Source organism: Cellulomonas sp. P5_C6, from assembly GCF_054049635.1.
In genome coordinates, this window is the sequence record NZ_JBFULZ010000028.1 from 1 (window position 1) to 22,811 (window position 22,811).

The 22,811-nt window shown below is 73.0% G+C and carries 18 protein-coding genes and 1 pseudogene; 18 read left to right on the forward strand and 1 reads right to left on the reverse strand.

Features of this window, described 5'->3' with window-relative positions:
* The 3 genes and pseudogenes from ACXJKG_RS05145 to ACXJKG_RS05155 all read left to right on the forward strand — a co-directional run.
* A pseudogene (locus ACXJKG_RS05145) lies at nucleotides 1-189 on the forward strand (proteasome subunit alpha); the annotation flags it as partial.
* 35 nt (nucleotides 190-224) lie between these two features.
* Complete coding sequence (gene pafA, locus ACXJKG_RS05150; RefSeq protein ID WP_456844691.1) at nucleotides 225-1,586, forward strand: Pup--protein ligase; 1,362 nt, start codon at nucleotides 225-227, stop codon at nucleotides 1,584-1,586.
* A gap of 112 nt (nucleotides 1,587-1,698) precedes the next feature.
* Complete coding sequence (locus tag ACXJKG_RS05155; RefSeq protein WP_456844692.1) at nucleotides 1,699-2,580, forward strand: FKBP-type peptidyl-prolyl cis-trans isomerase; 882 nt, start codon at nucleotides 1,699-1,701, stop codon at nucleotides 2,578-2,580.
* Here ACXJKG_RS05155 and ACXJKG_RS05160 read toward each other — a convergent pair.
* Nucleotides 2,577-3,224 carry a TIGR03085 family metal-binding protein gene (locus ACXJKG_RS05160; protein ID WP_456844693.1) on the reverse strand — a complete coding sequence of 216 codons (648 nt, stop codon included), beginning with the start codon at nucleotides 3,222-3,224 and terminating at the stop codon, nucleotides 2,577-2,579. The two genes, ACXJKG_RS05155 and ACXJKG_RS05160, sit on opposite strands and share 4 nt — an antisense overlap.
* A 188-nt stretch (nucleotides 3,225-3,412) precedes the next feature.
* On the opposite strand from ACXJKG_RS05160, the gene ACXJKG_RS05165 reads away from it, so the two are divergent.
* From ACXJKG_RS05165 to pyk, 15 genes are all read left to right on the forward strand, one after another.
* On the forward strand, nucleotides 3,413-5,209 hold the full coding sequence (locus ACXJKG_RS05165) for an ABC transporter ATP-binding protein (RefSeq protein ID WP_456844694.1): 1,797 nt from the start codon (nucleotides 3,413-3,415) through the stop codon (nucleotides 5,207-5,209).
* Nucleotides 5,206-7,017, forward strand: a complete 1,812-nt coding sequence (locus ACXJKG_RS05170; protein ID WP_456844695.1) for an ABC transporter ATP-binding protein — start codon at nucleotides 5,206-5,208, stop codon at nucleotides 7,015-7,017. The genes ACXJKG_RS05165 and ACXJKG_RS05170 overlap by 4 nt, the downstream gene beginning before the upstream one ends.
* Before the next feature lie 50 nt (nucleotides 7,018-7,067).
* Nucleotides 7,068-7,469 (forward strand): phosphoribosyl-AMP cyclohydrolase, encoded by a 402-nt coding sequence (gene hisI, locus ACXJKG_RS05175; protein WP_456844696.1) that lies wholly within the window; start codon nucleotides 7,068-7,070, stop codon nucleotides 7,467-7,469.
* Nucleotides 7,466-9,034 carry an anthranilate synthase component I gene (locus tag ACXJKG_RS05180; protein WP_456844697.1) on the forward strand — a complete coding sequence of 523 codons (1,569 nt, stop codon included), beginning with the start codon at nucleotides 7,466-7,468 and terminating at the stop codon, nucleotides 9,032-9,034. The genes hisI and ACXJKG_RS05180 overlap by 4 nt, the downstream gene beginning before the upstream one ends.
* Entirely contained in the window at nucleotides 9,031-9,612 is a 582-nt protein-coding gene (locus tag ACXJKG_RS05185; RefSeq protein ID WP_456844698.1) for a Trp biosynthesis-associated membrane protein, read from the forward strand. Before ACXJKG_RS05180 ends, ACXJKG_RS05185 begins: the two co-directional genes overlap by 4 nt.
* A 44-nt stretch (nucleotides 9,613-9,656) precedes the next feature.
* On the forward strand, nucleotides 9,657-9,995 hold the full coding sequence (locus tag ACXJKG_RS05190) for an HGxxPAAW family protein (RefSeq protein ID WP_456844699.1): 339 nt from the start codon (nucleotides 9,657-9,659) through the stop codon (nucleotides 9,993-9,995).
* 58 nt (nucleotides 9,996-10,053) lie between these two features.
* Nucleotides 10,054-10,614 carry a DUF4190 domain-containing protein gene (locus tag ACXJKG_RS05195; protein ID WP_456844700.1) on the forward strand — a complete coding sequence of 187 codons (561 nt, stop codon included), beginning with the start codon at nucleotides 10,054-10,056 and terminating at the stop codon, nucleotides 10,612-10,614.
* A 1-nt stretch (nucleotide 10,615) separates the two neighbouring features.
* Nucleotides 10,616-11,089, forward strand: coding sequence for a DUF2752 domain-containing protein (locus ACXJKG_RS05200; RefSeq protein WP_456844701.1), 474 nt, complete (start codon nucleotides 10,616-10,618; stop codon nucleotides 11,087-11,089).
* A 136-nt stretch (nucleotides 11,090-11,225) separates the two neighbouring features.
* Nucleotides 11,226-12,038: an indole-3-glycerol phosphate synthase TrpC gene (gene trpC, locus ACXJKG_RS05205; protein ID WP_456844702.1), complete on the forward strand. Its 813-nt coding sequence runs from the start codon at nucleotides 11,226-11,228 to the stop codon at nucleotides 12,036-12,038.
* Nucleotides 12,035-13,351: a tryptophan synthase subunit beta gene (gene trpB / locus ACXJKG_RS05210; protein WP_456844703.1), complete on the forward strand. Its 1,317-nt coding sequence runs from the start codon at nucleotides 12,035-12,037 to the stop codon at nucleotides 13,349-13,351. Before trpC ends, trpB begins: the two co-directional genes overlap by 4 nt.
* Nucleotides 13,348-14,169: a tryptophan synthase subunit alpha gene (gene trpA / locus ACXJKG_RS05215; protein ID WP_456844704.1), complete on the forward strand. Its 822-nt coding sequence runs from the start codon at nucleotides 13,348-13,350 to the stop codon at nucleotides 14,167-14,169. The genes trpB and trpA overlap by 4 nt, the downstream gene beginning before the upstream one ends.
* Nucleotides 14,166-15,047, forward strand: a complete 882-nt coding sequence (lgt, locus tag ACXJKG_RS05220) for a prolipoprotein diacylglyceryl transferase (RefSeq protein ID WP_456844705.1) — start codon at nucleotides 14,166-14,168, stop codon at nucleotides 15,045-15,047. Before trpA ends, lgt begins: the two co-directional genes overlap by 4 nt.
* A gap of 155 nt (nucleotides 15,048-15,202) precedes the next feature.
* On the forward strand, nucleotides 15,203-19,768 hold the full coding sequence (gltB, locus tag ACXJKG_RS05225; RefSeq protein ID WP_456844706.1) for a glutamate synthase large subunit: 4,566 nt from the start codon (nucleotides 15,203-15,205) through the stop codon (nucleotides 19,766-19,768).
* Nucleotides 19,761-21,227: a glutamate synthase subunit beta gene (locus ACXJKG_RS05230; RefSeq protein WP_456844707.1), complete on the forward strand. Its 1,467-nt coding sequence runs from the start codon at nucleotides 19,761-19,763 to the stop codon at nucleotides 21,225-21,227. Before gltB ends, ACXJKG_RS05230 begins: the two co-directional genes overlap by 8 nt.
* Before the next feature lie 96 nt (nucleotides 21,228-21,323).
* On the forward strand, nucleotides 21,324-22,760 hold the full coding sequence (gene pyk, locus ACXJKG_RS05235; RefSeq protein ID WP_456844708.1) for a pyruvate kinase: 1,437 nt from the start codon (nucleotides 21,324-21,326) through the stop codon (nucleotides 22,758-22,760).
* The last annotated feature ends 51 nt before the right edge of the window (nucleotides 22,761-22,811 follow it).

The window sequence follows — 22,811 nt, forward strand, 5'->3', positions numbered from 1 at the left end:
GGCCTGACGCTGCCCGAGGTGCTGGCGCTGGCGGTGCGGACGCTCGGCTCCCCGACCGAGGACGGCGGCGAGGCCCGCACGATCCCGGCGGCGCAGCTCGAGGTCGCGGTGCTCGACCGGACGCGCCCGCGGCGGACGTTCCGACGCCTGGCCGGGGCCTTGCTCGAGGACCTGCTGGGCGCAGACTGAGGGAAGCGGACCGGGCGACGGAAGGGAGCACGGCGATGGACAGGCGGATCTTCGGCCTGGAGACGGAGTACGGCGTCACCTGCGCCGCCCAGGACGGTCGCGGGCTGTCCGCCGACGAGGTCGCGCGGTACCTGTTCCGCAAGGTCGTCGCGTGGGGACGCTCGTCCAACGTGTTCCTGCGCAACGGGTCGCGGCTCTACCTCGACGTGGGCTCGCACCCGGAGTACGCCACGGCCGAGTGCGACGACGTGCGCCAGCTGGTCACGCACGACCGCGCCGGCGAGCGCATCCTCGAGGGACTGGTGGCGGACGCGCAGCAGCGGCTCGAGCACGAGGGGCTGCCCGGCAAGATCCACCTGTTCAAGAACAACACCGACTCCGCGGGCAACTCCTACGGCTGCCACGAGAACTACCTGGTCCGTCGCCAGGGGGACTTCTCCCGGCTGTCGGACGTGCTGGTCCCGTTCCTGATCACGCGGCAGATCCTCACCGGTGCCGGCAAGGTCCTCACCACGCCGCGGGGGGCGCTCTACTGCCTGTCGCAGCGGGCCGACCACATCTGGGAGGCGGTCTCCAGCGCCACGACCCGGTCGCGCCCCATCATCAACACGCGCGACGAGCCGCACGCGGACGCCGAGCACTACCGCCGCCTGCACGTGATCGTCGGCGACTCGTCGATGTCCGAGACGACGACCATGCTCAAGGTGGGCACGACCGACCTGCTGCTGCGGATGATCGAGGCCGGCGTGCCCATGCGCGAGATGGCGCTGGAGAACCCGATCCGCGCCATCCGGGAGATCAGCCACGACATCACGGGCATGCACCCGGTCACCATGGCGAACGGGCGGACGGTCACCGCGATCGACCTGCAGGAGGAGTACCTCACCCGGGTCACCGACTTCCTGGCGTCGGAGGGCGGCCCGAGCCCGGAGAACAAGCAGGTGCTGGACCTCTGKGAGCGCGGGCTGCGCGCGATGCGCACGGGCGACCTGTCGCTGGTGGACCGCGAGCTGGACTGGGTGATCAAGTACCGGTTGATCGAGCGGTACCGCGCCAAGCACGACCTGGAGCTGTCCGACGTCCGCGTCCAGCGCCTCGACCTCGCGTACCACGACATCTCGCGCACCGAGGGGCTCTACAACCTGCTGGCGGCGAAGGGGCTGGTGGAGCGGGTAACCACCGACCTCGAGATCTTCGAGGCGACCGCCGTCCCGCCGCAGACCACCCGCGCCAAGCTTCGCGGGGACTTCGTGCGTGCCGCGCAGGACGCACGCCGCGACTACACGGTCGACTGGGTGCACCTCAAGCTCAACGACCAGGCCCAGCGCACGGTGCTGTGCAAGGACCCGTTCCGCAGCGTGGACGAGCGGGTGGACCGGCTCATCGAGTCGATGTAGCGCACCGCAGCAGGTCGACCGTCCAGTATCAGGCCGTACAGTGTGGCGCTCTGGAGCGGGCCACGACTGTGAGCGTGGTGCCCGCCAGGAACCGTGATCGGAGAGGAACGACGTGCGACGACTGCAGGGCCGCGCCCTGGCCGCCGGCCTGCTGACGGCACTCCTGGCCCTCGCGGGGTGCAGCACCCCGGTGACGGAGCCGGCCGCGGTGACGGTCTCGGGCGAGCCGGGCGAGGCGCCGACGATCACGTACGTGACGCCGCTGCAGGTGGACAAGTCCCGCACGGAGCAGATCTGGAAGGGCACCGGCGCCGACCTCGTCGAGGGGGCCCCGGTGCTCATCGACTTCTGGCTCGAGGACGCCACGGACGCGACGCTGGTCAAGGAGAGCTACTCCACGAACCCGACGGCGATGCTGCTGACGGAGGAGGACCTCGGGGTCGACCTGTACAACACGCTGCGCGGCCAGAAGGTCGGCGCGCGGCTGCTGCAGGTGAGCCCGGGCACGGGCTCGGGCGCGACCGACTACCCGACCGTGACCGTCGTCGACGTCCTGCCGACGCGGGCCGACGGCCAGCCCGTCCCTCCCCGGACCGACCTCCCGGCCGTGACGCTGGACGCCTCGGGCGCCCCCTCGATCACCCCGACGGGCACGGACCCGCCGAGCGAGCTGGTCGCGCAGCCGCTCATCCGGGGCACGGGGGAGCAGGTGGGCGCCAGCGACGTCGTCACCGTGCAGTACACCGGCTTCGCGTGGACGACGGGGGAGCCGTTCGACTCCACCTGGACGCACGGGCTGCCGGTGTCGTTCTCGCTGCAGGACGTGCAGGCGTGGGCCGACGGCCTGGTCGACCAGCCGGTCGGCAGCCAGGTCATGCTCGTCGTGCCGCCCACCTACGCGCTGGGTGTCACGGACAGTGAGGAGCTCGCCGGCCAGACGGTCGTCTTCGTCGTCGACATCCTGGCCACCGGCCACCCGCAGGCCGCGGGCTAGGGCGAGGGCAGCACCCGCTCGATCCGCTCGACGTCGTCCGCGTCGCCCTCGACCCGGACGTCGGCGGCGGCTCCGCGCCCCAGGAGGTAGAGCACCAGCTCTCCGAYGTCGCCGCGGACGACGACCGTGCCGTGGTCGTCCTTGGGCGCCCGCAGCGGGTGACGGACGCCGTCGCTGCGGACCAGGACGACCCCGACCGGGACCTTGCGCAGCCGCGAGCCGCCCGAGCGGCGCAGCTGCACCCACAGCGCGGCGACGAGGTCGGGGTCGAGCTCGCGGGGCGGGACGGGCCCGGCGCCGCGGCGGACGTCCTCGGTGTGCACGAAGAACTCGATGACGTTGGTGGAGTCGGGCGCCCAGGTGCCCGGGTGCCAGCGCGCGGCCTTGTCGGCGACGCGCGCCACCAGGTCGCGGTAGGCGCCCTCGGTCGCCGCGGTGTCCGCGAGCCGCTCGATGGCCGCCTCGGCGCGCGCCGAGAGCGCCGGCACCACGATCCCGGCGCCGACCATGGGCGAGCGCTCGCGCAGCACGATGTGGGCCGCGAGGTGGCGCGCCTGCCAGCCCTCGCAGAGGGTCGGCGCGTCCGGCGTGACGTCCAGGAGGGCCTGCGCCAGCTGCGCGCGCTCGATCTCGTGCCAGGTCATGCCCGCAGGATCGCACGCGGGCCTGCCGCTCGCGTGACGGGTAAGCGCTCGCTCTCTCGTGAGAGGATGGGCGCACCCCCTCGAGCTCCACGGAAGGTCCTGTCGTGCCCACGCGAGACGAGTCACCACGGTCGGTGGCCCTCACCGGATCGGTACCGCGACGGGCGTGCCAGCTGATCATCCGCGGCATGCGCGCGCACCCCGGCACGTACGCGCTGGCCGTCGGGACGTCCGCCGTGTTCGGCGTGCTCACGGTCGGGGTGAGTCGCGTCCTCGGCGTGGTGACGGACCAGGTCGTCGTCCCCGCCCTCGACGGCTCCACCGAGGCGCGCGGCCGGATCTGGCTCGCCGGGCTCGCGATCGCGCTCGTCGCCGTCAGCCTCGCCGTCACGGTCGCCGGTCGCCGGATCTTCGCGGGCAAGGGGTTCGCGCTGATCCAGGAGGACCACCGCACCGCGGTGACCCGCCAGTACCTGCGGCTGCCGATGTCGTGGCACCGGCAGCACCCGACCGGTCAGCTGCTGTCGAACGCCAGCGCGGACGTCGAGGCGGCGACCTCGATCTTCAACCCGCTGCCGTTCGCGCTGGGTGTCGTCGTCATGCTCGTCGTCGCGGCGGTCGCGCTGTTCCGGACCGACGTGTGGCTGGCGCTGGCGGCGCTCCTCGTCCTGCCGCTCGCGGTCATCGCGAACCTGGTGTTCCAGCGCCGGATGTCGCCGGCGGCGATCCACGCGCAGCAGCTGCGTGCCGAGGTCGCGGACATCGCGCACGAGAGCTTCGAGGCCGCCGTGCTGGTCACGTCCCTGGGCACCGAGGCGCGCGAGGAGGCCCGGTTCGCGGCGCGCGCCGCGCAGCTGCGGGACGCCAACGTGCGGGTCGGCATCGTCCGGGCGATGTTCGACCCGGTCATCGACCTGTTGCCCAGCCTCGGCACGCTGCTCGTGCTGGTGGTCGGCACGGTGCAGGTCAGCGAGGGGCGGATCGAGACGGGCGACGTCGTGGCCGCGGCGTACCTGCTGACCCTGCTCGCCGTGCCGGTCCGGGCGTTCGGCTGGGTGCTGGGCGAGGTCCCGCGCGCCCTCGTCGGCTACGACCGGATCGCGCGCGTGATCGACTCGCACGGCGCACTCAGCGAGGGCAGCACGCCGTGGGTGCCCGCCGCCGGCGCCCGCGTGGAGCTCCGCGACGTCGGTCGGTCCGTGGCGCTGCCGGGTGGGGGAGAGATCGAGCTCCTGCACGATGTCGACCTCGACGTCCCCGCGGGCCGCACCATCGCCGTCGTCGGCCCGACGGGTGCGGGCAAGACCACCCTGGTGTCGCTGGTCAGCCGGCTCGCCGACCCGTCGAAGGGCTCGGTGCACGTCGACGGCATCGACCTGCGCGACGTGCGCCCGGCCGACCTCAGCCGCCACGTGGCGCTCGTCGCCCAGTCGACGTTCATCTTCGAGGACACGGTCCGCTCGAACGTCACGCTCGCCGACGACGGCGAGGCGGGTTCCCCCGACGACGACGCGGTCTGGTCGGCGCTGCGCCTCGCGCGGGTCGACGACGTGGTCCGTGCGCTGCCGGGCGGCCTCGACGCGCCGCTGGGCGAGCGCGGCGCCAACCTCTCCGGCGGTCAGCGGCAGCGCCTCGCGCTCGCGCGCGCCCTGGTCCGGCGGCCCGCGGTCCTCGTGCTCGACGACGCGACGTCGGCGGTCGACCCGCGCATCGAGCAGGCGATCCTGCGCGGCCTGCGCGACGAGGCCGGCGCAGGCAGCCCGACGGTGCTGCTGGTCGCGTACCGGATGTCGTCGGTGCTCCTGGCCGACGAGGTCGTGCACGTCGAGGCCGGCCGCGTGGTCGACCGCGGCTCGCACGAGGAGCTGCTGGCGCGGGACGCCGGCTACCGCGAGCTGGCCACCGCGTACGAGCAGGAGACGGCTCGCCGCGCGTCGGAGGCGGCCGACGAGCAGGCCCTCGAGGTCGTGGAGGAGCCCGCATGAGCGACCCCACGCACCGCTTMGTCCCGGCCAGCACGCTCGGCGTGCTGGCGACGCTGCGCCGCGGCATCCAGGTCTCGCCCCAGCTGCTGGTCGGCTGGAAGGTCACCGTGCTGCTCGCGGTGATGGCCTCGATCGGGCGCGTGCTCGTGCCGATCGCGGTCCAGCAGACCGTCGACACCGGGATCCTGGCCCCCGGGGGCCCGGACGTGCACCGCGTCGCCGTCCTTGCCGGGCTCGCCGCGGTGGGCCTGCTGATCGGTGCCGTCTGCTCCGCGTACGTCAACGTCCGGCTCTTCCRGTCGAGCGAGAGCGGCCTGCTGACGCTGCGCACCCGGGCGTTCCGGCACGTGCACGACCTGTCGGTGCTCACCCAGAACACCGAGAGGCGCGGCTCGCTGGTGTCGCGGGTGACCTCGGACGTCGACACGATCTCGCTGTTCGTGCAGTGGGGCGGGATCATGCTGCTGGTCTCGGTGCTGCAGATCGCGGTGGCGACCGTGCTCATGGCCGTGTACTCCTGGCAGCTCACGCTCATCGTGTGGGCCGGGTTCGTGCCGCTCTTCCTGCTCCTGCAGCCGCTGCAGAAGCGCGTCAACGCGCGCTACACGGCCGTGCGGGAACGGGTCGGCGGGATGCTGGGCGCCGTGTCCGAGGCCGTCGTGGGGGCGGAGACCATCCGGGCGTACGGCGTGGCCGGGCGGACGCAGCGCAAGATCGACGCGGCGGTCGCCGCCACCCGAGCGGCGATGGTGCGCGCACAGAACCTGGTCGCCCTCGTGTTCTCCAGCGGCGTGCTCGTCGCCAACCTCGTCCTCGCCGTCGTCGTCGTCGCGGGCACCTACCTCGGGATCGCCGGCGAGATGAGCGCGGGCCGCCTGCTCGCCTTCCTCTTCCTGGTGCAGCTGTTCACCGGGCCGGTCCAGATGGCCACCGAGATCCTCAACGAGCTCCAGAACGCGGTCGCAGGCTGGCGTCGGGTGCTCGGCGTGCTCGAGACCCCGGTCGAGGTGGTCGACGCCGGCCAGGACGGCGTGCCGAGCCCCCGCGGGCCGGCGCACGTCGAGCTGCGCGCCGTCGACTTCTCCTACCCCGACGGCCCGCCGGTGCTCCGCGAGGTCGACGTCGCGATCCCCGCGGGGGCGTCGGTGGCCGTGGTCGGCGCGACCGGCTCGGGCAAGACCACGATCGCCAAGCTCGTCGCGCGGTTCATGGACCCGACGCACGGCTCCGTGCTGCTGGACGGCGTGGACCTGCGCGACATCCCGGTCGCCGACCTGCGGCGCCGCGTGGTCCTGGTGCCGCAGGAGGGCTTCCTGTTCGACGGGACGCTCGCGGAGAACGTCGCGTACGGGTTGAGGCACGAGGACGGCACCACCGCGGCCTCGTCGGACGACACCCGCGTCCGGGGGGCCATCGAGGCGCTGGGGCTGGACGGCTGGGTCGACGAGCTGGCCGACGGCCTCGACACGCACGTCGGGCAGCGCGGCGAGTCGTTGTCGGCGGGGGAGCGGCAGCTGGTCGCGCTCGCCCGGGCCTACCTGGCCGAGGCGGACCTGCTCCTGCTCGACGAGGCGACGTCGGCGGTCGACCCCGCGACAGAGGTGCGGATCGCCCGCGCCCTGGACTCCCTGACCCGCGGCCGCAGCACCCTGACCATCGCGCACCGGCTGTCCACGGCGGAGGCGGCCGACACGGTCGTCGTCGTCGACGCGGGCCGGGTGGTCGAGGTCGGGCACCACGACGACCTCGTGTCGCGCGACGGCCACTACGCCGCGATGCACGCCGCCTGGGTGTCGCAGACCCGGTGATCGCTGGGACGGGTCCGCGGGCGTCCGTTGCCGCGTGGCAGGATCGGTCCGTGTCTTCCAGCCCCGCCGCACCGACCCTCGATCCCGCCGTCGCCGAGCGCCTGAAGCGTGACGACCACGGCCTGGTGGCGGCCATCGTGCAGCAGCACGACTCGCGCGAGGTCCTCATGCTCGGCTGGATGGACGACGAGGCGCTGCACCGCACCCTGACCACCGGCCGGGTCGTGTTCTGGAGCCGCTCGCGCCAGGAGTACTGGCGCAAGGGCGACACGTCCGGCCACGCCCAGTACGTCAAGGCCGTGAGCCTCGACTGCGACGGCGACGCCCTGCTGGTCGAGGTCGACCAGGTCGGCGCCGCCTGCCACACCGGAACCCGTACCTGCTTCGACGCCGGCGGCCCCCTGCCGGCCGTCGTCGGCACCCGTCCCACCGAGACCGGAGATCCTCGATGACCACGCCCACCCTGCCCACGGACGTCGCCGCGGCGGAGGTTCCCTGGGGTGGTACGTGGCCGTCGCTCGACCTGTTCCGCGGGYTGGCCCGGGACCGGCGCGTCATCCCGGTGGTCCGGCGGCTGCTGGCCGACGACGTCACGCCGGTAGGCCTCTACCGCACCCTGGCCGCCGGCCGCCCCGGCACGTTCATCCTCGAGTCGGCCGAGGCCGACGGCAGCTGGGACCGGTACTCGTTCGTCGGCGTGCACTCGCGGGCGACGCTCACGGTGCGCGACGGCTCGGCCGTCTGGGTGGGCGACGTCCCGGTGGGGGTGCCGACGGACGGCGACGCGCTCGACGTGCTGGCCCGGACCCTCGACGCCCTGCGCACCCCCGCGATCTCCGGCCTGCCGCCGCTGACCAGCGGGCTCGTCGGGGCGCTCGGGTGGGACATCGTGCGGCACTGGGAGCCGACCCTGCCCGCCAACGCCCCCGACGAGCTGGGCGTCCCCGAGCTGACGCTGCTGCTGGCCACGGACCTCGCGGTGGTCGACCACCACGACGGCTCGGTGTGGCTGGTCGCCAACGCGATCAACTTCGACGACACCGACGAGCGCGTGGACGAGGCGCACGCGGACGCGCTCGCGCGGCTGGACGCGATGGAGGCGGCCCTGCTGGAGCCGACCGAGTCGGCGGTCGCCGTGCTGGCGGACGTGCCCGAGCCCGAGCTCGCGTTCCGCTCCACCCGTCAGGAGTTCGAGGACTCGGTGCGCACCGGCCAGGAGGCCATCCGCGACGGCGACGTGTTCCAGGTGGTGCTCTCGCAGCGCCTGGACCTGGACTGCCCCGCGGAGCCGCTGGACGTCTACCGGGTGCTGCGGACCATCAACCCGAGCCCGTACATGTACTACCTGCAGCTGCAGGACGCGGACGGCCGCGACTTCGCCGTGGTCGGGTCGAGCCCGGAGACGCTGGTCAAGGTGACGTCGGGCCGCGTGGTGACCTTCCCGATCGCGGGCTCGCGGCCGCGCGGCGCGACGCCCGACGAGGACCGCCGGCTGCAGGACGAGGTGCTCGCGGACCCCAAGGAGCGGGCCGAGCACATCATGCTCGTCGACCTGTCCCGGAACGACCTGGTCAAGGTGTGCGAGCCCACCAGCGTCGAGGTCGTCGAGTTCATGGCGGTCAAGCGCTACTCCCACATCATGCACATCTGCTCGACCGTGGTCGGCCGGCTGCGCGAGGGTGCGACGGCGCTGCAGACGCTGATCGCGACGTTCCCGGCCGGCACCCTGTCCGGTGCGCCCAAGCCGCGCGCGATCGCGCTGATCGACGAGATCGAGCCCGCCCGGCGGGGCATCTACGGCGGCACCGTCGGCTACTTCGACTTCGCCGGCGACATGGACATGGCCATCGCCATCCGCACGGCCCTGATCCGGGAGGGCCGCGCCAGCGTGCAGGCGGGTGGCGGGATCGTCGCGGACTCGGTGCCGGCGCTGGAGTACGAGGAGTCCCGGAACAAGGCCGCGGCGGCCGTGCGCGCCGTCCAGATCGCGTCCCGGCTGCGTCGGGCGGGCGCGTGACGGTGGCTGCGCAGCGTCGCCGGACGGGCCGGGGGAGGGCGGCGGTCCTGCTGCTGCTCCTCGCGGGCCTCACCGCGATCGTCGCCGTGCCCACCTGGTTCACCACGACCGGCACGACAGCCCTGGAGGGCACAGTCACGGTGCAGGTCTCGGGCTCCCAGGTGGCGCCCGCCATCCTCGCGGCCGCGGTGGCCATCCTCGCCGCCGTCGCCGCCGTCGCCCTGGTCGGTCGCGCGGGTCGCTGGGTCGTCGCGGTGGTCGTCGTGGCGTGCGGCGTGCTCGTCGTCGGCACGACTCTTGCCGTGCTGGGCGACCCCGCCGCGGCGGTGACGCCGGTGGTCGCCGACGAGACCGGCGTGGGCCGGCTCGCGGGACCGGTCACGACGAGCGTGTGGCCCTGGCTGGCCGTCGTCGTCGGGGTCCTCGACGTCCTCGCCGGCGTGTGGCTGGTGCTCGCGTCGCGCACGTGGGCGGGGCCGTCCCGTCGGCACGAGAGCGCGGCCGCCCCGGCCGTCGCTGCGGATCCCGACGAGCGGGCCGACTGGGACGCGCTCAGCCGGGGCGACGACCCGTCCTGACCTGCGCCGCGGCGCGCCGGGCTGGGGCTCTGCCGTCCGATAGGGTGAGCGCAGAACCGAGCACGAAGGGCACCACCATGGCCGACAACACCCTCGCGCACCGCGCGCAGAACGCCACGACCACCGAGGCGATGCACCTGCCGCCGACGGCGGCCCCGACCAACCACGGCAAGACGCTCGCCGCCTGGTTCACCACCTACAGCGTGGTGATCGCCTTCACGATCGCCGGGCTCGGCGTCGCGTTCGCCCTGGTGTGGCTGTTCTGGGTCGGCATCGCCCTCGTCGTGCTCGGCCTCGTGATCGGCAAGGTGCTGCAGAGCTCGGGCTACGGCCAGGGCGGCGCCAAGACGCGTGCGCGGGCGGCACGCACCGGCGGGCACTGACCCGCAGCTGTTCCACCGTCATCCGGGACCGGGTGGCGCACGCGACGCAGGAGGACCGATGTCGACCCCCGACGAGCCGCAGAACCCGTACGGCGCACCCCAGCCGCAGGACCCGAACGCCGCGCCGCAGCAGCCGGCGACGCCGCCGCCTCCGGCCGCTCCCCAGTACCCGGCCGCGCCGCAGTACCCCGGTGCGGCGCCGCAGGCACCGGGCGCGCAGCCGCAGGACCCCGGCGCACCGCAGTACCCGAGCGCGCCGCAGTACGGCGCGCCGACCCCGTACCCGGCCGCCGCGCCGTACGGGTCCGCCCCCGGCGGCTACCCGCCGCCCGGCTACGGCGCCGCGTACCCCAAGAACAGCCTCGGCGTCTGGGCGCTGGTCCTGGGCATCCTGTCGTTCGTGCTCTGCGGGATCTTCTCGGCGGTCGCCGCCGTGATCGTCGGCTACAAGGCGCGCAAGGCCGTGGCCAACGGTGAGGCCAACAACGGCGGCATGGCCACGGCCGGGATCGTCCTCGGCTGGATCGGCATCGCGCTGTCGATCGTGGGGATCATCGCGTTCTTCGCGATCATCGGGTCGAACCCGGACTTCTTCACCACCTACGACACCGGCTACTGACATGGCGGCCGTCGACGACGGTCCGCAGCTCCAGCCGACCGGCCCGCTCCCGTCCGTCGCCCTCGCGGCGGGCGTGGCGGGCCGTCGTGCGTCGGTGCGCGGGCCGCTCGTCGCCGGCTTCCTGGTCGCCGCGGCGACCGTGGTCCTCGCTGTGCGCGACCCGCACATCTCCGGCAGCTACGGCTACTGCCCGCTCCACGCGCTGACCGGGCTGTGGTGCCCGGCGTGCGGTGGGCTGCGCGCGACGCACGACCTCGCGCACGGCGACATCGCCGGGGCATGGTCGATGAACCCGCTGTTCGTGCTGGCGGTCCCGCTCGCGATCGCCCTGTGGGCGCGGCTCGTGCTGCGACGGACGCAGGGCCGGGCCGTGCGCCCGACGCCGGCGTGGCTCGCGTGGGTCGGTCTCGCCGTGGTGCTCGCGTTCGGGGTGCTGCGGAACATCCCGGCTCTGGCGCCGTGGTTGGCCCCCTGACCAAGGTCCCTGTCCCACCCACCGGCCTGTGGTCCGGGTCACTCCGGGACCGATCTACGATGTCCCACTGGACCACCGCCACGATCGACGGCGAGGACGAGGTCCGGAACCGACCGGGGGAGAAGGTGAGCTGTCGATGACCGTGCTGGACGACATCGTCGCGGGAGTCCGACTGGACCTGGCCGTCCGGGAGCAGGCCACGCCGCTCGCCGAGGTCAAGGAGCAGGCCCATCGCCGCGAGTCCGCGATCGACTGCGTCGGGCGCCTGCGCGCCGAGGACGCGGTCCGGGTCATCGCCGAGGTCAAGCGGTCGAGCCCGAGCAAGGGCGCCCTCGCCACCATCAAGGACCCCGCCGCGCTGGCCGCCGAGTACGAGAAGGGCGGCGCCGCCGTCATCTCCGTGCTGACCGAGGAGCGCCGCTTCCACGGCTCGCTGGCCGACCTCGACGCGGTGCGTGCCCGGGTCGACATCCCCGTGCTGCGCAAGGACTTCGTCGTCACGCCGTACCAGGTGTGGGAGGCGCGGGCGCACGGCGCCGACCTGGTGCTCCTCATCGTGGCCGCGCTCGAGCAGACCGTGCTCGAGTCGCTGGTCGAGCGGGTGCACTCCCTCGGCATGACCGCCCTCGTCGAGGTGCACGACACCGAGGAGGTCGCGCGCGCGGCCGACGCCGGTGCCAAGGTCATCGGGGTCAACGCCCGCGACCTGCGCTCGCTCGAGGTGGACCGCACCACGTTCGCCCGGGTCGCCCCGGCGATCCCGTCGCACATCGTGAAGATCGCCGAGTCCGGCGTGCGGGGCCCGCACGACGTCATGGACTACGCCCGCGCCGGCGCGGACGCGGTCCTCGTCGGCGAGGCGCTGGTCACGGACGACGCCCCGCGCGAGTCCGTCGCCGACCTCGTGGCGGCGGGTGCGCACCCGTCCCTGCGGGCGGTGCGTCAGTGAGCGGTCGACCGACCGTCGGACCCGTCTCGGACAAGCTGCTCGAGGCCGTCGCGAGCGGACCGCTGTCCACCCACGCCGGCCCGTACTTCGGGGAGTTCGGCGGCCGGTACGTGCCCGAGGCGCTGATCGCGGCGCTCGACGAGCTCGACACGGCGTACCACAAGGCCCTCACCGACCCGGCGTTCGGGCGTGAGCTCGCGCGGCTGCACAAGACCTACACCGGTCGGCCGAGCCCCCTGACGGAGGTGCCCCGGTTCGCCGCGCACGTCGCGCCGGGCGTGCGGGTGTTCCTCAAGCGCGAGGACCTCAACCACACGGGGTCGCACAAGATCAACAACGTGCTGGGGCAGGCCCTGCTGGTCAAGCGCATGGGCAAGACACGCGTGATCGCGGAGACCGGCGCGGGTCAGCACGGCGTCGCCACGGCCACGGCGGCCGCACTGCTCGACCTCGAGTGCACCGTCTACATGGGCGAGGAGGACACCCGCCGCCAGGCGCTCAACGTCGCCCGCATGCGCCTGCTCGGCGCCGAGGTCGTCCCGGTGACCATCGGTACGCGCACCCTCAAGGACGCCATCAACGAGGCGCTGCGCGACTGGGTGGCCAACGTCGAGACCACGCACTACCTGCTGGGCACCGTCACCGGACCACACCCGTTCCCCGAGATGGTGCGCGACTTCCACAAGATCATCGGCGAGGAGGCCAAGGCCCAGCTCCTCGAGGAGATCGGCCGGCTGCCCGACGCCGTGGCCGCGTGCGTGGGCGGCGGGTCCAACGCGATGGGCATCTTCAACGCGTTCCTCGACGACCCCGAGGTCCGGCTGTTCGGCTTCGAGGCCGGCGGCGAGGGCATCTCGTCGGGGCGCCACGCGGCGCGGTTCTCCGGCGGGGAGCCGGGTGTGCTGCACGGCGCGAAGTCGTACCTGCTGCAGGACGACGACGGCCAGACGCTGCCCAGCCACTCGGTGTCGGCCGGCCTGGACTACCCGAGCGTCGGGCCCGAGCACGCGTGGCTGCACGACATCGGGCGCGCCGACTACCGGCCCGTCACCGACGTCGAGGCCATGGAGGCCTTCCGCATCCTGTGCCGGACCGAGGGGATCATCCCCGCGATCGAGTCGGCGCACGCGCTGGCGGGCGCGATCCAGCTGGGCGCTGAGCTCTCGACCTGGACCGGCGACGACGGACACGAGGCCGTGCTGCTGATCAACCTGTCGGGGCGCGGGGACAAGGACGTGGCCACGGCCGCGGCGTGGTTCGACCTGATCGAGGACGAGCCGGTCGTGCTGGCCGACCAGGGGGAGCAGCTGTGAGCGCCGTCGCCGTCCGGTCGCAGGTCGCCGAGCACCTCGACGCGCTCGGTCGCCCGGCGTTCATCGGGTACCTGCCGGTCGGGTACCCCACGGTCGACGGCTCGGTCGAGGCCGTGCGCACGATGATCGACGCCGGCGTGGACGTCGTCGAGCTCGGCGTGCCCTACAGCGACCCGGTCATGGACGGGCCTACCGTGCAGCGCGCGGTCGACGCGGCGCTGGCGGGCGGCACCCGGGTCAGCGACACCATCCGGGCGGTCGAGCAGGTCGCCGGGCGCGGTGCGCCGATCCTCGTGATGACCTACTGGAACCTCGTGCTGCGCTATGGCGTCGACGCGTTCGCGCGCGATCTTGCCGCAGCGGGCGGGGCCGGGCTGATCACGCCGGACCTCATCCCCGACGAGGCCGGCGACTGGCTCGCCGCCTCCGACGCGCACGGCCTGGACCGGGTGTTCCTGGTCGCCCCCAGCTCGACGCCCGAGCGGCTGGCCTCCACGGCCGCGGCCTCCCGGGGCTTCGTCTACGCCGCCTCGACCATGGGTGTCACGGGGGAGCGGTCGACCGTCGGCAGCCGCGCGGAGGAGCTCGTCGCCCACACCCGGGCGGCCGGCGCCCAGCACGTCTGCGTCGGCCTCGGCATCTCGCGTCCCGAGCAGGCCGCGGAGGTCGCCGGCTACGCCGACGGCGTCATCGTCGGCTCGGCGCTGGTGCGCACGCTGCTCGACGCGCCCGACGAGGCGGCGGGGCGTCAGGCCTTGGCCCGACTCACGGCCGACCTCGCCGAGGGCGTCCGCTCCGCGACCGGACGCGACCGGTGAGCGCGCTGCTGCCGCTCGCCATCCCGAGCCCGTCGCAGGGCGTCTGGCACCTCGGGCCCTTCCCGGTGCGCGCCTACGCGTTCGCCATCCTGCTCGGCATCGTCGTGGCGCTCTGGATGACACGGCGCCGCTGGATCGAGCGTGGGGGCGAGCCGGACACGACCCTGGAGATCGCGTTCTGGGCAGTGCCGTTCGGCATCGTCGGCGGCCGGATCTACCACGTCATCACCTCGCCCGACGCGTACTTCGGCGTCGGGGGGAGCCCGATCCGTGCCCTGTACATCTGGGAGGGCGGCCTCGGCATCTGGGGTGCCGTCGCCCTCGGTGGTGTCGGCGCCTGGATCGGAGCCCGCCGCCAGGGCGTCCGGCTCGCACCCTGGGCCGACGCCCTCGCGCCCGGCCTGCTCGTGGCGCAGGCGATCGGCCGGCTGGGCAACTGGTTCAACCAGGAGCTCTACGGCAGCCCGACCACCCTGCCGTGGGGCCTGCGCATCGACCCCGAGCACATGCCCGTCGGCGACCCCGCGGGCACGCTCTACCACCCGACGTTCCTGTACGAGATCATCTGGAACCTCGCGGGTGCCGCGCTGCTGATCTGGATCGACCGCAAGTTCCGGCTCGGCTACGGCCGCGTCTTCTGGCTCTACGTCGTCATCTACACGACCGGCCGGCTGTGGATCGAGCTGCTGCGCATCGATCCGGCGCACCACATCCTGGGCCTGCGCCTCAACGTCTGGACGTGCATCATCGTCGGCCTCGGAGCGCTGGTAGCGTTCGTGGTGGTCGGACGCCGGCACCCAGGACGTGACACGACCCTCCTGCTGGCACCCCCGACCGCGCAGGACGACGAGGAGAACGCGACCGACCCCGCCCGCTGACCCGCGGAGGGCTGGTAGCTCCCCCTCATCGCTGACGATGCGAACGGTCCGCCGACCGCCCTGTATCGTCGCCACACACTGGGCCGACGACGTCCCGCGTTCCCCCCTTGTTCGTGCTACGCCCCGACCCCTCGGGGACCGTGAGGACGGTGCTGATGTCGACGTCGCCCGCGAGCCCTGGCGCCATGAGTGCGCCGCCGCCGCAGGGTCTTTACGACCCCGCTGCCGAGCACGACGCGTGCGGTTTCGCGTTCGTCGCGACGCTGCGCGGGACGCCCGGCCGGGACATCGTCGACGCGGGCCTCACCGCACTGCTCAACCTCGACCACCGCGGCGCCGTGGGCGCCGAGGAGGACAGCGGCGACGGCGCCGGCATCCTCACGCAGATCCCGGACGCCTTCCTGCGCGACGTGGTGGACGCGGAGCTCCCGCCCGCCGGCTTCTACGCCATCGGCATGGCGTTCCTGCCCGTCGACGAGACCGAGCAGCGGCGCGCCGTCGCGGCTCTCGAGTCGATCGCCGCGGAGGAGAAGCTCGACGTGCTCGCGTGGCGCGAGGTCGTCGTCACCGCCGACCTGGTCGGGCCCACCGCGCGCGCGTCGATGCCGGTCTTCCGCCAGCTCGTGGTCGCGGACCCGTCGCGCGAGCTCTCGGGCATCGACCTCGACCGCCGCGCGTACCGGCTTCGCAAGCGTGCCGAGCGCGAGCACGGCCTCTACTTCGCGTCGCTGTCGGCGCGCACCCTGGCCTACAAGGGCATGCTCACCACGGGCCAGCTCGAGCCGTTCTTCGCGGACCTCTCGGACCCGCGCTACGCCTCCGAGATCGCGCTGGTGCACTCGCGCTTCTCCACCAACACGTTCCCGTCCTGGCCGCTCGCGCAGCCGTTCCGGATGATCGCCCACAACGGCGAGATCAACACGGTCCGCGGCAACCGGAACTGGATGGCGGCCCGCGAGGGCACGCTGGCCAGCGAGGAGCTGGGCGACCTGGCGCCGCTCATGCCCGTCTGTACCCCCGGCGGCTCGGACTCGGGCAGCTTCGACGAGGTCCTCGAGCTGCTGCACMTGTCCGGCCGCACGCTGCCGCACGCCGTGATGATGATGATCCCGGAGGCGTGGGAGAACCACGCCCAGATGGATCCCGCGCGGCGCGCGTTCTACGAGTACCACTCGACGCTGATGGAGCCGTGGGACGGCCCCGCGGCGATCACGTTCACCGACGGCACGCTGATCGGGTCCGTGCAGGACCGCAACGGGCTGCGTCCCGGTCGGTACTGGGTCACCGAGGACGGGCTGGTCGTCTGCGCGTCCGAGGCCGGCGTGCTGGACATCGACCCCGCCACGATCGTCGCCAAGGGACGGCTGGAGCCCGGCCGCATGTTCCTGGTGGACACCGGCAAGGGCCGCATCATCGACGACCAGGAGATCAAGTCGTCGCTCGCGGCGCAGCGTCCCTACGCCGACTGGGTCCGCGACAACTCCGTCTACCTGCCGCAGCTGCCCGAGCGCGAGCACGTCGCGCACTCGGCCGCCTCGGTCCGTCGCCGTCAGCGCGCGTTCGGGTACACCGAGGAGGAGCTCAAGATCCTTCTCAGCCCGATGGCCGCCGCCGGCGCCGAGCCGCTGGGCGCCATGGGCTCCGACACGCCGGTCGCCGTGCTCTCGAGCCGGCCGCGGATGCTCTTCGACTACTTCACACAGATGTTCGCGCAGGTGACCAACCCGCCGCTGGACGCCATCCGCGAGGAGCTGGTCACCGCGATCGGCGGCGCGATCGGGCCCGAGCCCAACCTGCTCGAGGACGGCCCGGGCCACGCCCGCAAGCTGATCCTGCCGTTCCCGGTGATCGACAACGACCAGCTGGCGAAGATCGTGCACGTGGCCAAGGAGCCCTCGCTGGGCTTCCGGGCCACCACCGTCCGCGGCCTGTACAAGGTGTCCGGCGGGGGAGAGGCGCTCGAGGCGCGCCTCGAGGAGATCTTCGCCGAGGTGGACGCCGCGGTCGCCGACGGCGTCAGCTTCATCGTGCTCTCGGACCGCAACTCGGACGCGGACCTCGCGCCGATCCCGTCGCTGCTGCTGCTGAGCGCGGTCCACCACCACACGCTGCGCCGGCACACCCGCACGATGATCTCGCTGGTGGTCGAGGCCGGCGACGTGCGCGAGGTGCACCACACCGCGCTGCTCATCGGCTACGGCGCGGCCGCGGTGAACCCGTACCTCGCGATGGAGACCGTCGAGGACCTGGCGCGCTCGGGGTACCTGCCCGGCGTCGGCCCGGAGAAGGCGGTCGCCAACCTCATCAAGGCGCTCGGCAAGGGCGTGCTCAAGGTCATGTCGAAGATGGGCATCTCGACCATCGCGTCCTACCGCGGCGCGCAGGTGTTCGAGGCCATCGGGCTCTCGCAGCCGCTGGTCGACAAGTACTTCACCGGCACCACCAGCCGGCTCGGCGGGATCGGCCTCGACGTCATCGCGGCCGAGGTCGCGGCCCGGCACGCCGACGCCTACCCGGCCAGCGGCAACCGCCAGGCGCACCTGCGGCTCGCGGTCGGCGGGGAGTACCAGTGGCGTCGCGACGGCGAGGACCACCTGTTCGACCCCGAGACCGTGTTCCGCCTCCAGCACTCGACGCGGACCCGGCAGTTCGACGTCTTCCAGCAGTACACCACGCGGGTCGACGAGCAGTCGTCGCGCCTGATGACGCTGCGCGGGCTCCTGGCGTTCAAGGACGGCGTCCGCGAGCCGGTGCCGCTCGACGAGGTCGAGCCCGTGAGCGAGATCGTCAAGCGGTTCAACACCGGCGCGATGTCCTACGGGTCGATCTCGATGGAGGCCCACGAGACCCTCGCGATCGCGATGAACAGCATCGGCGCCAAGTCGAACACCGGCGAGGGCGGCGAGGACCCCGAGCGGCTCCACGACCCCGCCCGGCGTTCGGCGATCAAGCAGATCGCCTCGGGACGGTTCGGCGTCACCAGCGAGTACCTCACCAACGCCGACGACATCCAGATCAAGCTCGCGCAGGGCGCCAAGCCCGGCGAGGGCGGCCAGCTGCCGGGCAACAAGGTGTACCCGTGGATCGGGCGGACGCGGCACTCGACGCCGGGCGTCGGCCTGATCTCGCCGCCCCCGCACCACGACATCTACTCGATCGAGGACCTGGCGCAGCTGATCCACGACGCCAAGAACGCGAACCCGCGGGCGCGGATCCACACCAAGCTGGTCAGCGAGTTCGGCGTCGGCACCATCGCGGCGGGCGTCGCCAAGGCGCACTCGGACGTCGTGCTGATCTCGGGTCACGACGGCGGCACCGGCGCGAGCCCCCTGACGTCGCTCAAGCACGCGGGCACCCCGTGGGAGATCGGCCTGGCCGAGACCCAGCAGACGCTCGTGCTCAACAACCTGCGCGACCGCGTGGTCGTCCAGGTCGACGGCCAGCTCAAGACGGGACGCGACGTCCTCATCGGCGCGCTGCTCGGGGCCGAGGAGTTCGGCTTCGCCACGGCGCCGCTGGTGGTCTCGGGCTGCATCATGATGCGCGTCTGCCACCTCGACACCTGCCCGGTGGGCGTCGCGACGCAGAACCCTGAGCTGCGCGCCCGGTTCACGGGCAAGCCCGAGTTCGTCGTCACGTTCATGGAGTTCATCGCCGAGGAGGTCCGCGCGCTGCTCGCGCAGCTGGGCTTCCGCACGCTGCTCGAGGCCGTCGGGCACGTCGAGCTGCTGGACACCCGCGCGGCGATCGACCACTGGAAGGCCGAGGGCCTCGACCTGGCCCCGGTCCTCGCGGTCCCGTCGCCCGTCGCCGGCACCGAGCTGCATCGCACCAAGGACCAGGACCACGGCCTCGACCGCGCCTTGGACAACCGGCTGATCGCCCTGGCCGAGGACGCCCTGGAGCGCCGCGAGCCGGTCCGGATCGACCTGCCCGTCCGCAACGTCAACCGGACGGTCGGCACCATGCTCGGCCACGAGGTGACCAAGCGGTTCGGCGGGGAGGGCCTCGCGGACGACACCATCGACGTGACCCTCACGGGCTCGGCGGGCCAGTCGTTCGGCGCGTTCCTGCCGCGGGGCATCACGCTGCGGCTGTTCGGCGACGCCAACGACTACGTCGGCAAGGGCCTCTCGGGCGGCCGGATCGCGGTCCGCCCCGACCGGAACGCCGCCCTGTCCAGCGAGCACAACGTCGTCGCGGGCAACGTCATCGGCTACGGCGCGACCACCGGGCAGATCTTCCTGCGCGGGCTGGTCGGCGAGCGGTTCGGCGTCCGGAACTCCGGCGCGACGCTGGTGGTCGAGGGCGTGGGCGACCACGGCTGCGAGTACATGACCGGCGGCACCGTCCTGGTGCTCGGCCGGACCGGCCGCAACTTCGGCGCCGGCATGTCCGGCGGCACGGCCTACGTGCTCGACCTGGAGCCCGCGCTGGTGAACATCGACGCGCTGCGGTCCAACGAGCTCGCACTCGACCCGCTCGACGACGAGGACGCCGAGACCGTCCAGGCGCTGCTGCGTGCGCACCTCGACGAGACCGGCTCGCCCGTCGCCGCCCAGCTGCTCGACGACTTCCCGACGACCCGGGCGCGGTTCACGCGCCTGCTGCCCACCGAGTACGCCCGCGTCCGCCGCGCGCTCGCCAAGGCCGAGGCCGACGGCCTCGACCCGGCTGCGCCCGGCGTGTGGGACCAGATCCTGGAGGTGGCCCGTGGCTGACCCCCGCGGCTTCCTGAAGGTGCGGGACCGTGAGCTCCCGCCCAACCGCCCCGTCGACGTGCGCCTGCGCGACTGGAAGGACGTGCACGCCCACCTGCAGGACGGCCAGCCGTACCTCAAGGAGCAGGCCGGGCGCTGCATGGACTGCGGCATCCCGTTCTGCCACAACGGCTGCCCGCTCGGGAACCTCATCCCCGAGTGGAACGACCTCGTGTGGCGCGGGCAGTGGTCCGACGCGATCGACCGCCTGCACGCGACGAACAACTTCCCGGAGTTCACGGGCCGCATCTGCCCCGCGCCGTGCGAGTCGAGCTGCGTGCTGGGCATCAACCAGCCGGCCGTGACCATCAAGAACGTCGAGGTCTCGATCATCGACGAGGCGTTCGACCGCGGGTACGTCACGCCGCAGGTCCCGCAGCGCCTGACGGGTCACACCGTCGCGGTCGTCGGCTCGGGGCCGGCCGGCATGGCCGCCGCCCAGCAGCTCACGCGCGCCGGCCACACGGTCGCCGTGTACGAGCGTGACGACGCCATCGGCGGGCTGATGCGGTACGGCGTGCCGGACTTCAAGCTCGAGAAGATCCACATCGACCGCCGGCTGGCGCAGATGGAGGCCGAGGGCACGCGGTTCCGCCCGGGCGTCGAGGTCGGCCGGGACGTCACGTGGCCGCAGCTGCAGGCCCGGTACGACGCGATCGTCATCGCGACCGGCGCCACCGTGCCGCGCGAGCTGCAGGTGCCCGGCAAGGAGCTGGGCGGCGTGCACGTCGCCATGGAGTTCCTGCACCAGGCCAACGCGGTCGCCGCGGGCAAGCCGGTGGCGGACCAGATCAGCGCCGAGGGCAAGCACGTCATCATCATCGGCGGCGGTGACACCGGGTCGGACTGCCTGGGCACCGCGCTGCGGCAGGGGGCCGCGTCGGTGACGACGCTGGCCATCGGGAAGCGTCCGCCGGAGGACCGGCCGGCGCACCAGCCGTGGCCCACCGACCCGATCCTGTTCGAGGTCTCGTCCTCCCACGCGGAGGGCGGCGACCGCGACTACCTCGCGTCGACCGTCGAGTTCGTCGGTGACGACGCGGGTGCGGTCCGCTCGTTGCGGCTGGCGACCACCCAGTACCTGTCCGACGGGCGGCGCGTGCCGACGCCCGGGACGGAGCGGGAGATCCCCGCCGACCTGGTGCTGGTGGCGATGGGCTTCACCGGCCCGGAGGTCAGCCCGCTGACCGACCAGATCGGCATCGAGCTGACGCCCCGCGGGCTCGTCTCCCGCACCGACGACTACGCGACGACGGTCCCCGGGGTGTTCGTCGCGGGCGACGCGGGCCGCGGTCAGTCCCTCATCGTCTGGGCGATCGCGGAGGGCCGTGCGGCCGCCGCGGCCGTCGACACGTACCTCTCGGGCAGCACCGAGCTGCCGTCACCCGTCACCGCCAGCACCGTGGCGCTGCGCCCCTGAACCCCTCCTGACCGGGGGTCCTCTACCGGCCGGCCATGGTGGCCGGACGGGACCTTCGGTCCGACCACGAAAACACGGAAGGCATAGGCTCGCCCCATGCGTAGAGCAAAGATCGTCTGCACCATCGGCCCCGCGACGGAGTCGGCGGAGCAGATCCAGGCCCTCGTCGATGCCGGGATGGACGTGGCGCGGCTGAACCGCAGCCACGGCGACACCGAGGTGCACAAGAAGGTGTACGACAACGTCCGCGCGGCTGCGCAGGCGTCCGGCCGGTCGGTCGCGGTCCTCGTCGACCTGCAGGGCCCGAAGATCCGCCTCGGCCGGTTCGTCGAGGGCAAGCACGACCTCGCGGTCGGTGACACGTTCACCATCACGACCGAGGACGTCGAGGGCACCAAGGAGCTCGTGTCGACGACCCACAAGGGTCTGCCGAACGACGCCCGCGTGGGCGACCCGATCCTCATCGACGACGGCAAGGTCCTGGTCCGCGTGACCGCCGTCGAGGGCCCCCGCGTGGTGACCCGCGTCGAGGTCCCCGGCCCCGTGTCGAACAACAAGGGCCTCAACCTGCCCGGCGTCGCCGTGTCCGTCCCCGCGATGAGCGACAAGGACGAGGAGGACCTGCGCTGGGCCCTGCGCGTCGGAGCCGACATCATCGCCCTGTCGTTCGTGCGGTCCGCCGTCGACTACGACGACGTGCGCCGGATCATGGAGGAGGAGAACCGGGTCGTCCCGGTCATCGCCAAGATCGAGAAGCCGCAGGCCGTCGAGAACCTGGCCGAGATCATCGCGGCGTTCGACGGCATCATGGTCGCCCGCGGCGACCTGGGCGTCGAGCTGCCCCTCGAGCAGGTCCCGCTCGTGCAGAAGCGCGCGGTCGAGCTGGCCCGCCGCAGCGCGAAGCCGGTCATCGTCGCCACGCAGGTGCTCGAGTCGATGACCACCAACCCGCGCCCGACCCGCGCCGAGACCTCGGACTGCGCCAACGCGGTGCTCGACGGCGCCGACGCGGTCATGCTCTCGGGCGAGACCAGCGTGGGCGACTACCCGATCGAGACCGTGCGCACCATGGCGCGGATCATCGAGGCCACCGAGGAGCTCGGTCGCGAGCGCATCGCCCCCCTCGGCTCGACCCCGCACACCCGCGGTGGCGCCATCACGCGCGCCGCGGCCGAGATCGGCGAGACGCTCGACGTGAAGTACCTGGTGACCTTCACGCAGTCGGGCGACTCGGCCCGCCGCATGTCGCGCCTGCGCTCCGCCATCCCGCTGCTCGCCTTCACGCCGAACGAGGACGTGCGCAACGTGCTCTCGCTCAGCTGGGGCCTGCAGACGTACCAGGTGCCGCCCGTCGAGAACACCGACGCGATGGTCAACCAGGTCGACTCGACGCTGCGCGCCAACGGCCTGGCCGAGATCGGCGACTACGTCGTCGTCGTCGCCGGTGCCCCGGTGGGCGTGGTCGGCTCGACGAACTCGATCGTCGTGCACAAGATCGGCGACGAGGAGAGCGTGAGCGGCCGCGTCGCCTGACGCCTGACTCGCACGTGCTGGACGGAAGGCCCGGGGGATACCCCCGGGCCT

Excerpts from the sequence above, each read along its gene's own strand:
- ACXJKG_RS05165 (WP_456844694.1), top strand. The coding sequence starts at position 3,413 with ATGCGCGCGCACCCCGGCACGTACGCGCTGGCCGTCGGGACGTCCGCC.
- ACXJKG_RS05200 (WP_456844701.1), top strand. The coding sequence starts at position 10,616 with ATGGCGGCCGTCGACGACGGTCCGCAGCTCCAGCCGACCGGCCCGCTC.
- pyk (WP_456844708.1), top strand. The coding sequence starts at position 21,324 with ATGCGTAGAGCAAAGATCGTCTGCACCATCGGCCCCGCGACGGAGTCG.
- ACXJKG_RS05195 (WP_456844700.1), top strand. The coding sequence starts at position 10,054 with ATGTCGACCCCCGACGAGCCGCAGAACCCGTACGGCGCACCCCAGCCG.
- trpC (WP_456844702.1), top strand. The coding sequence starts at position 11,226 with ATGACCGTGCTGGACGACATCGTCGCGGGAGTCCGACTGGACCTGGCC.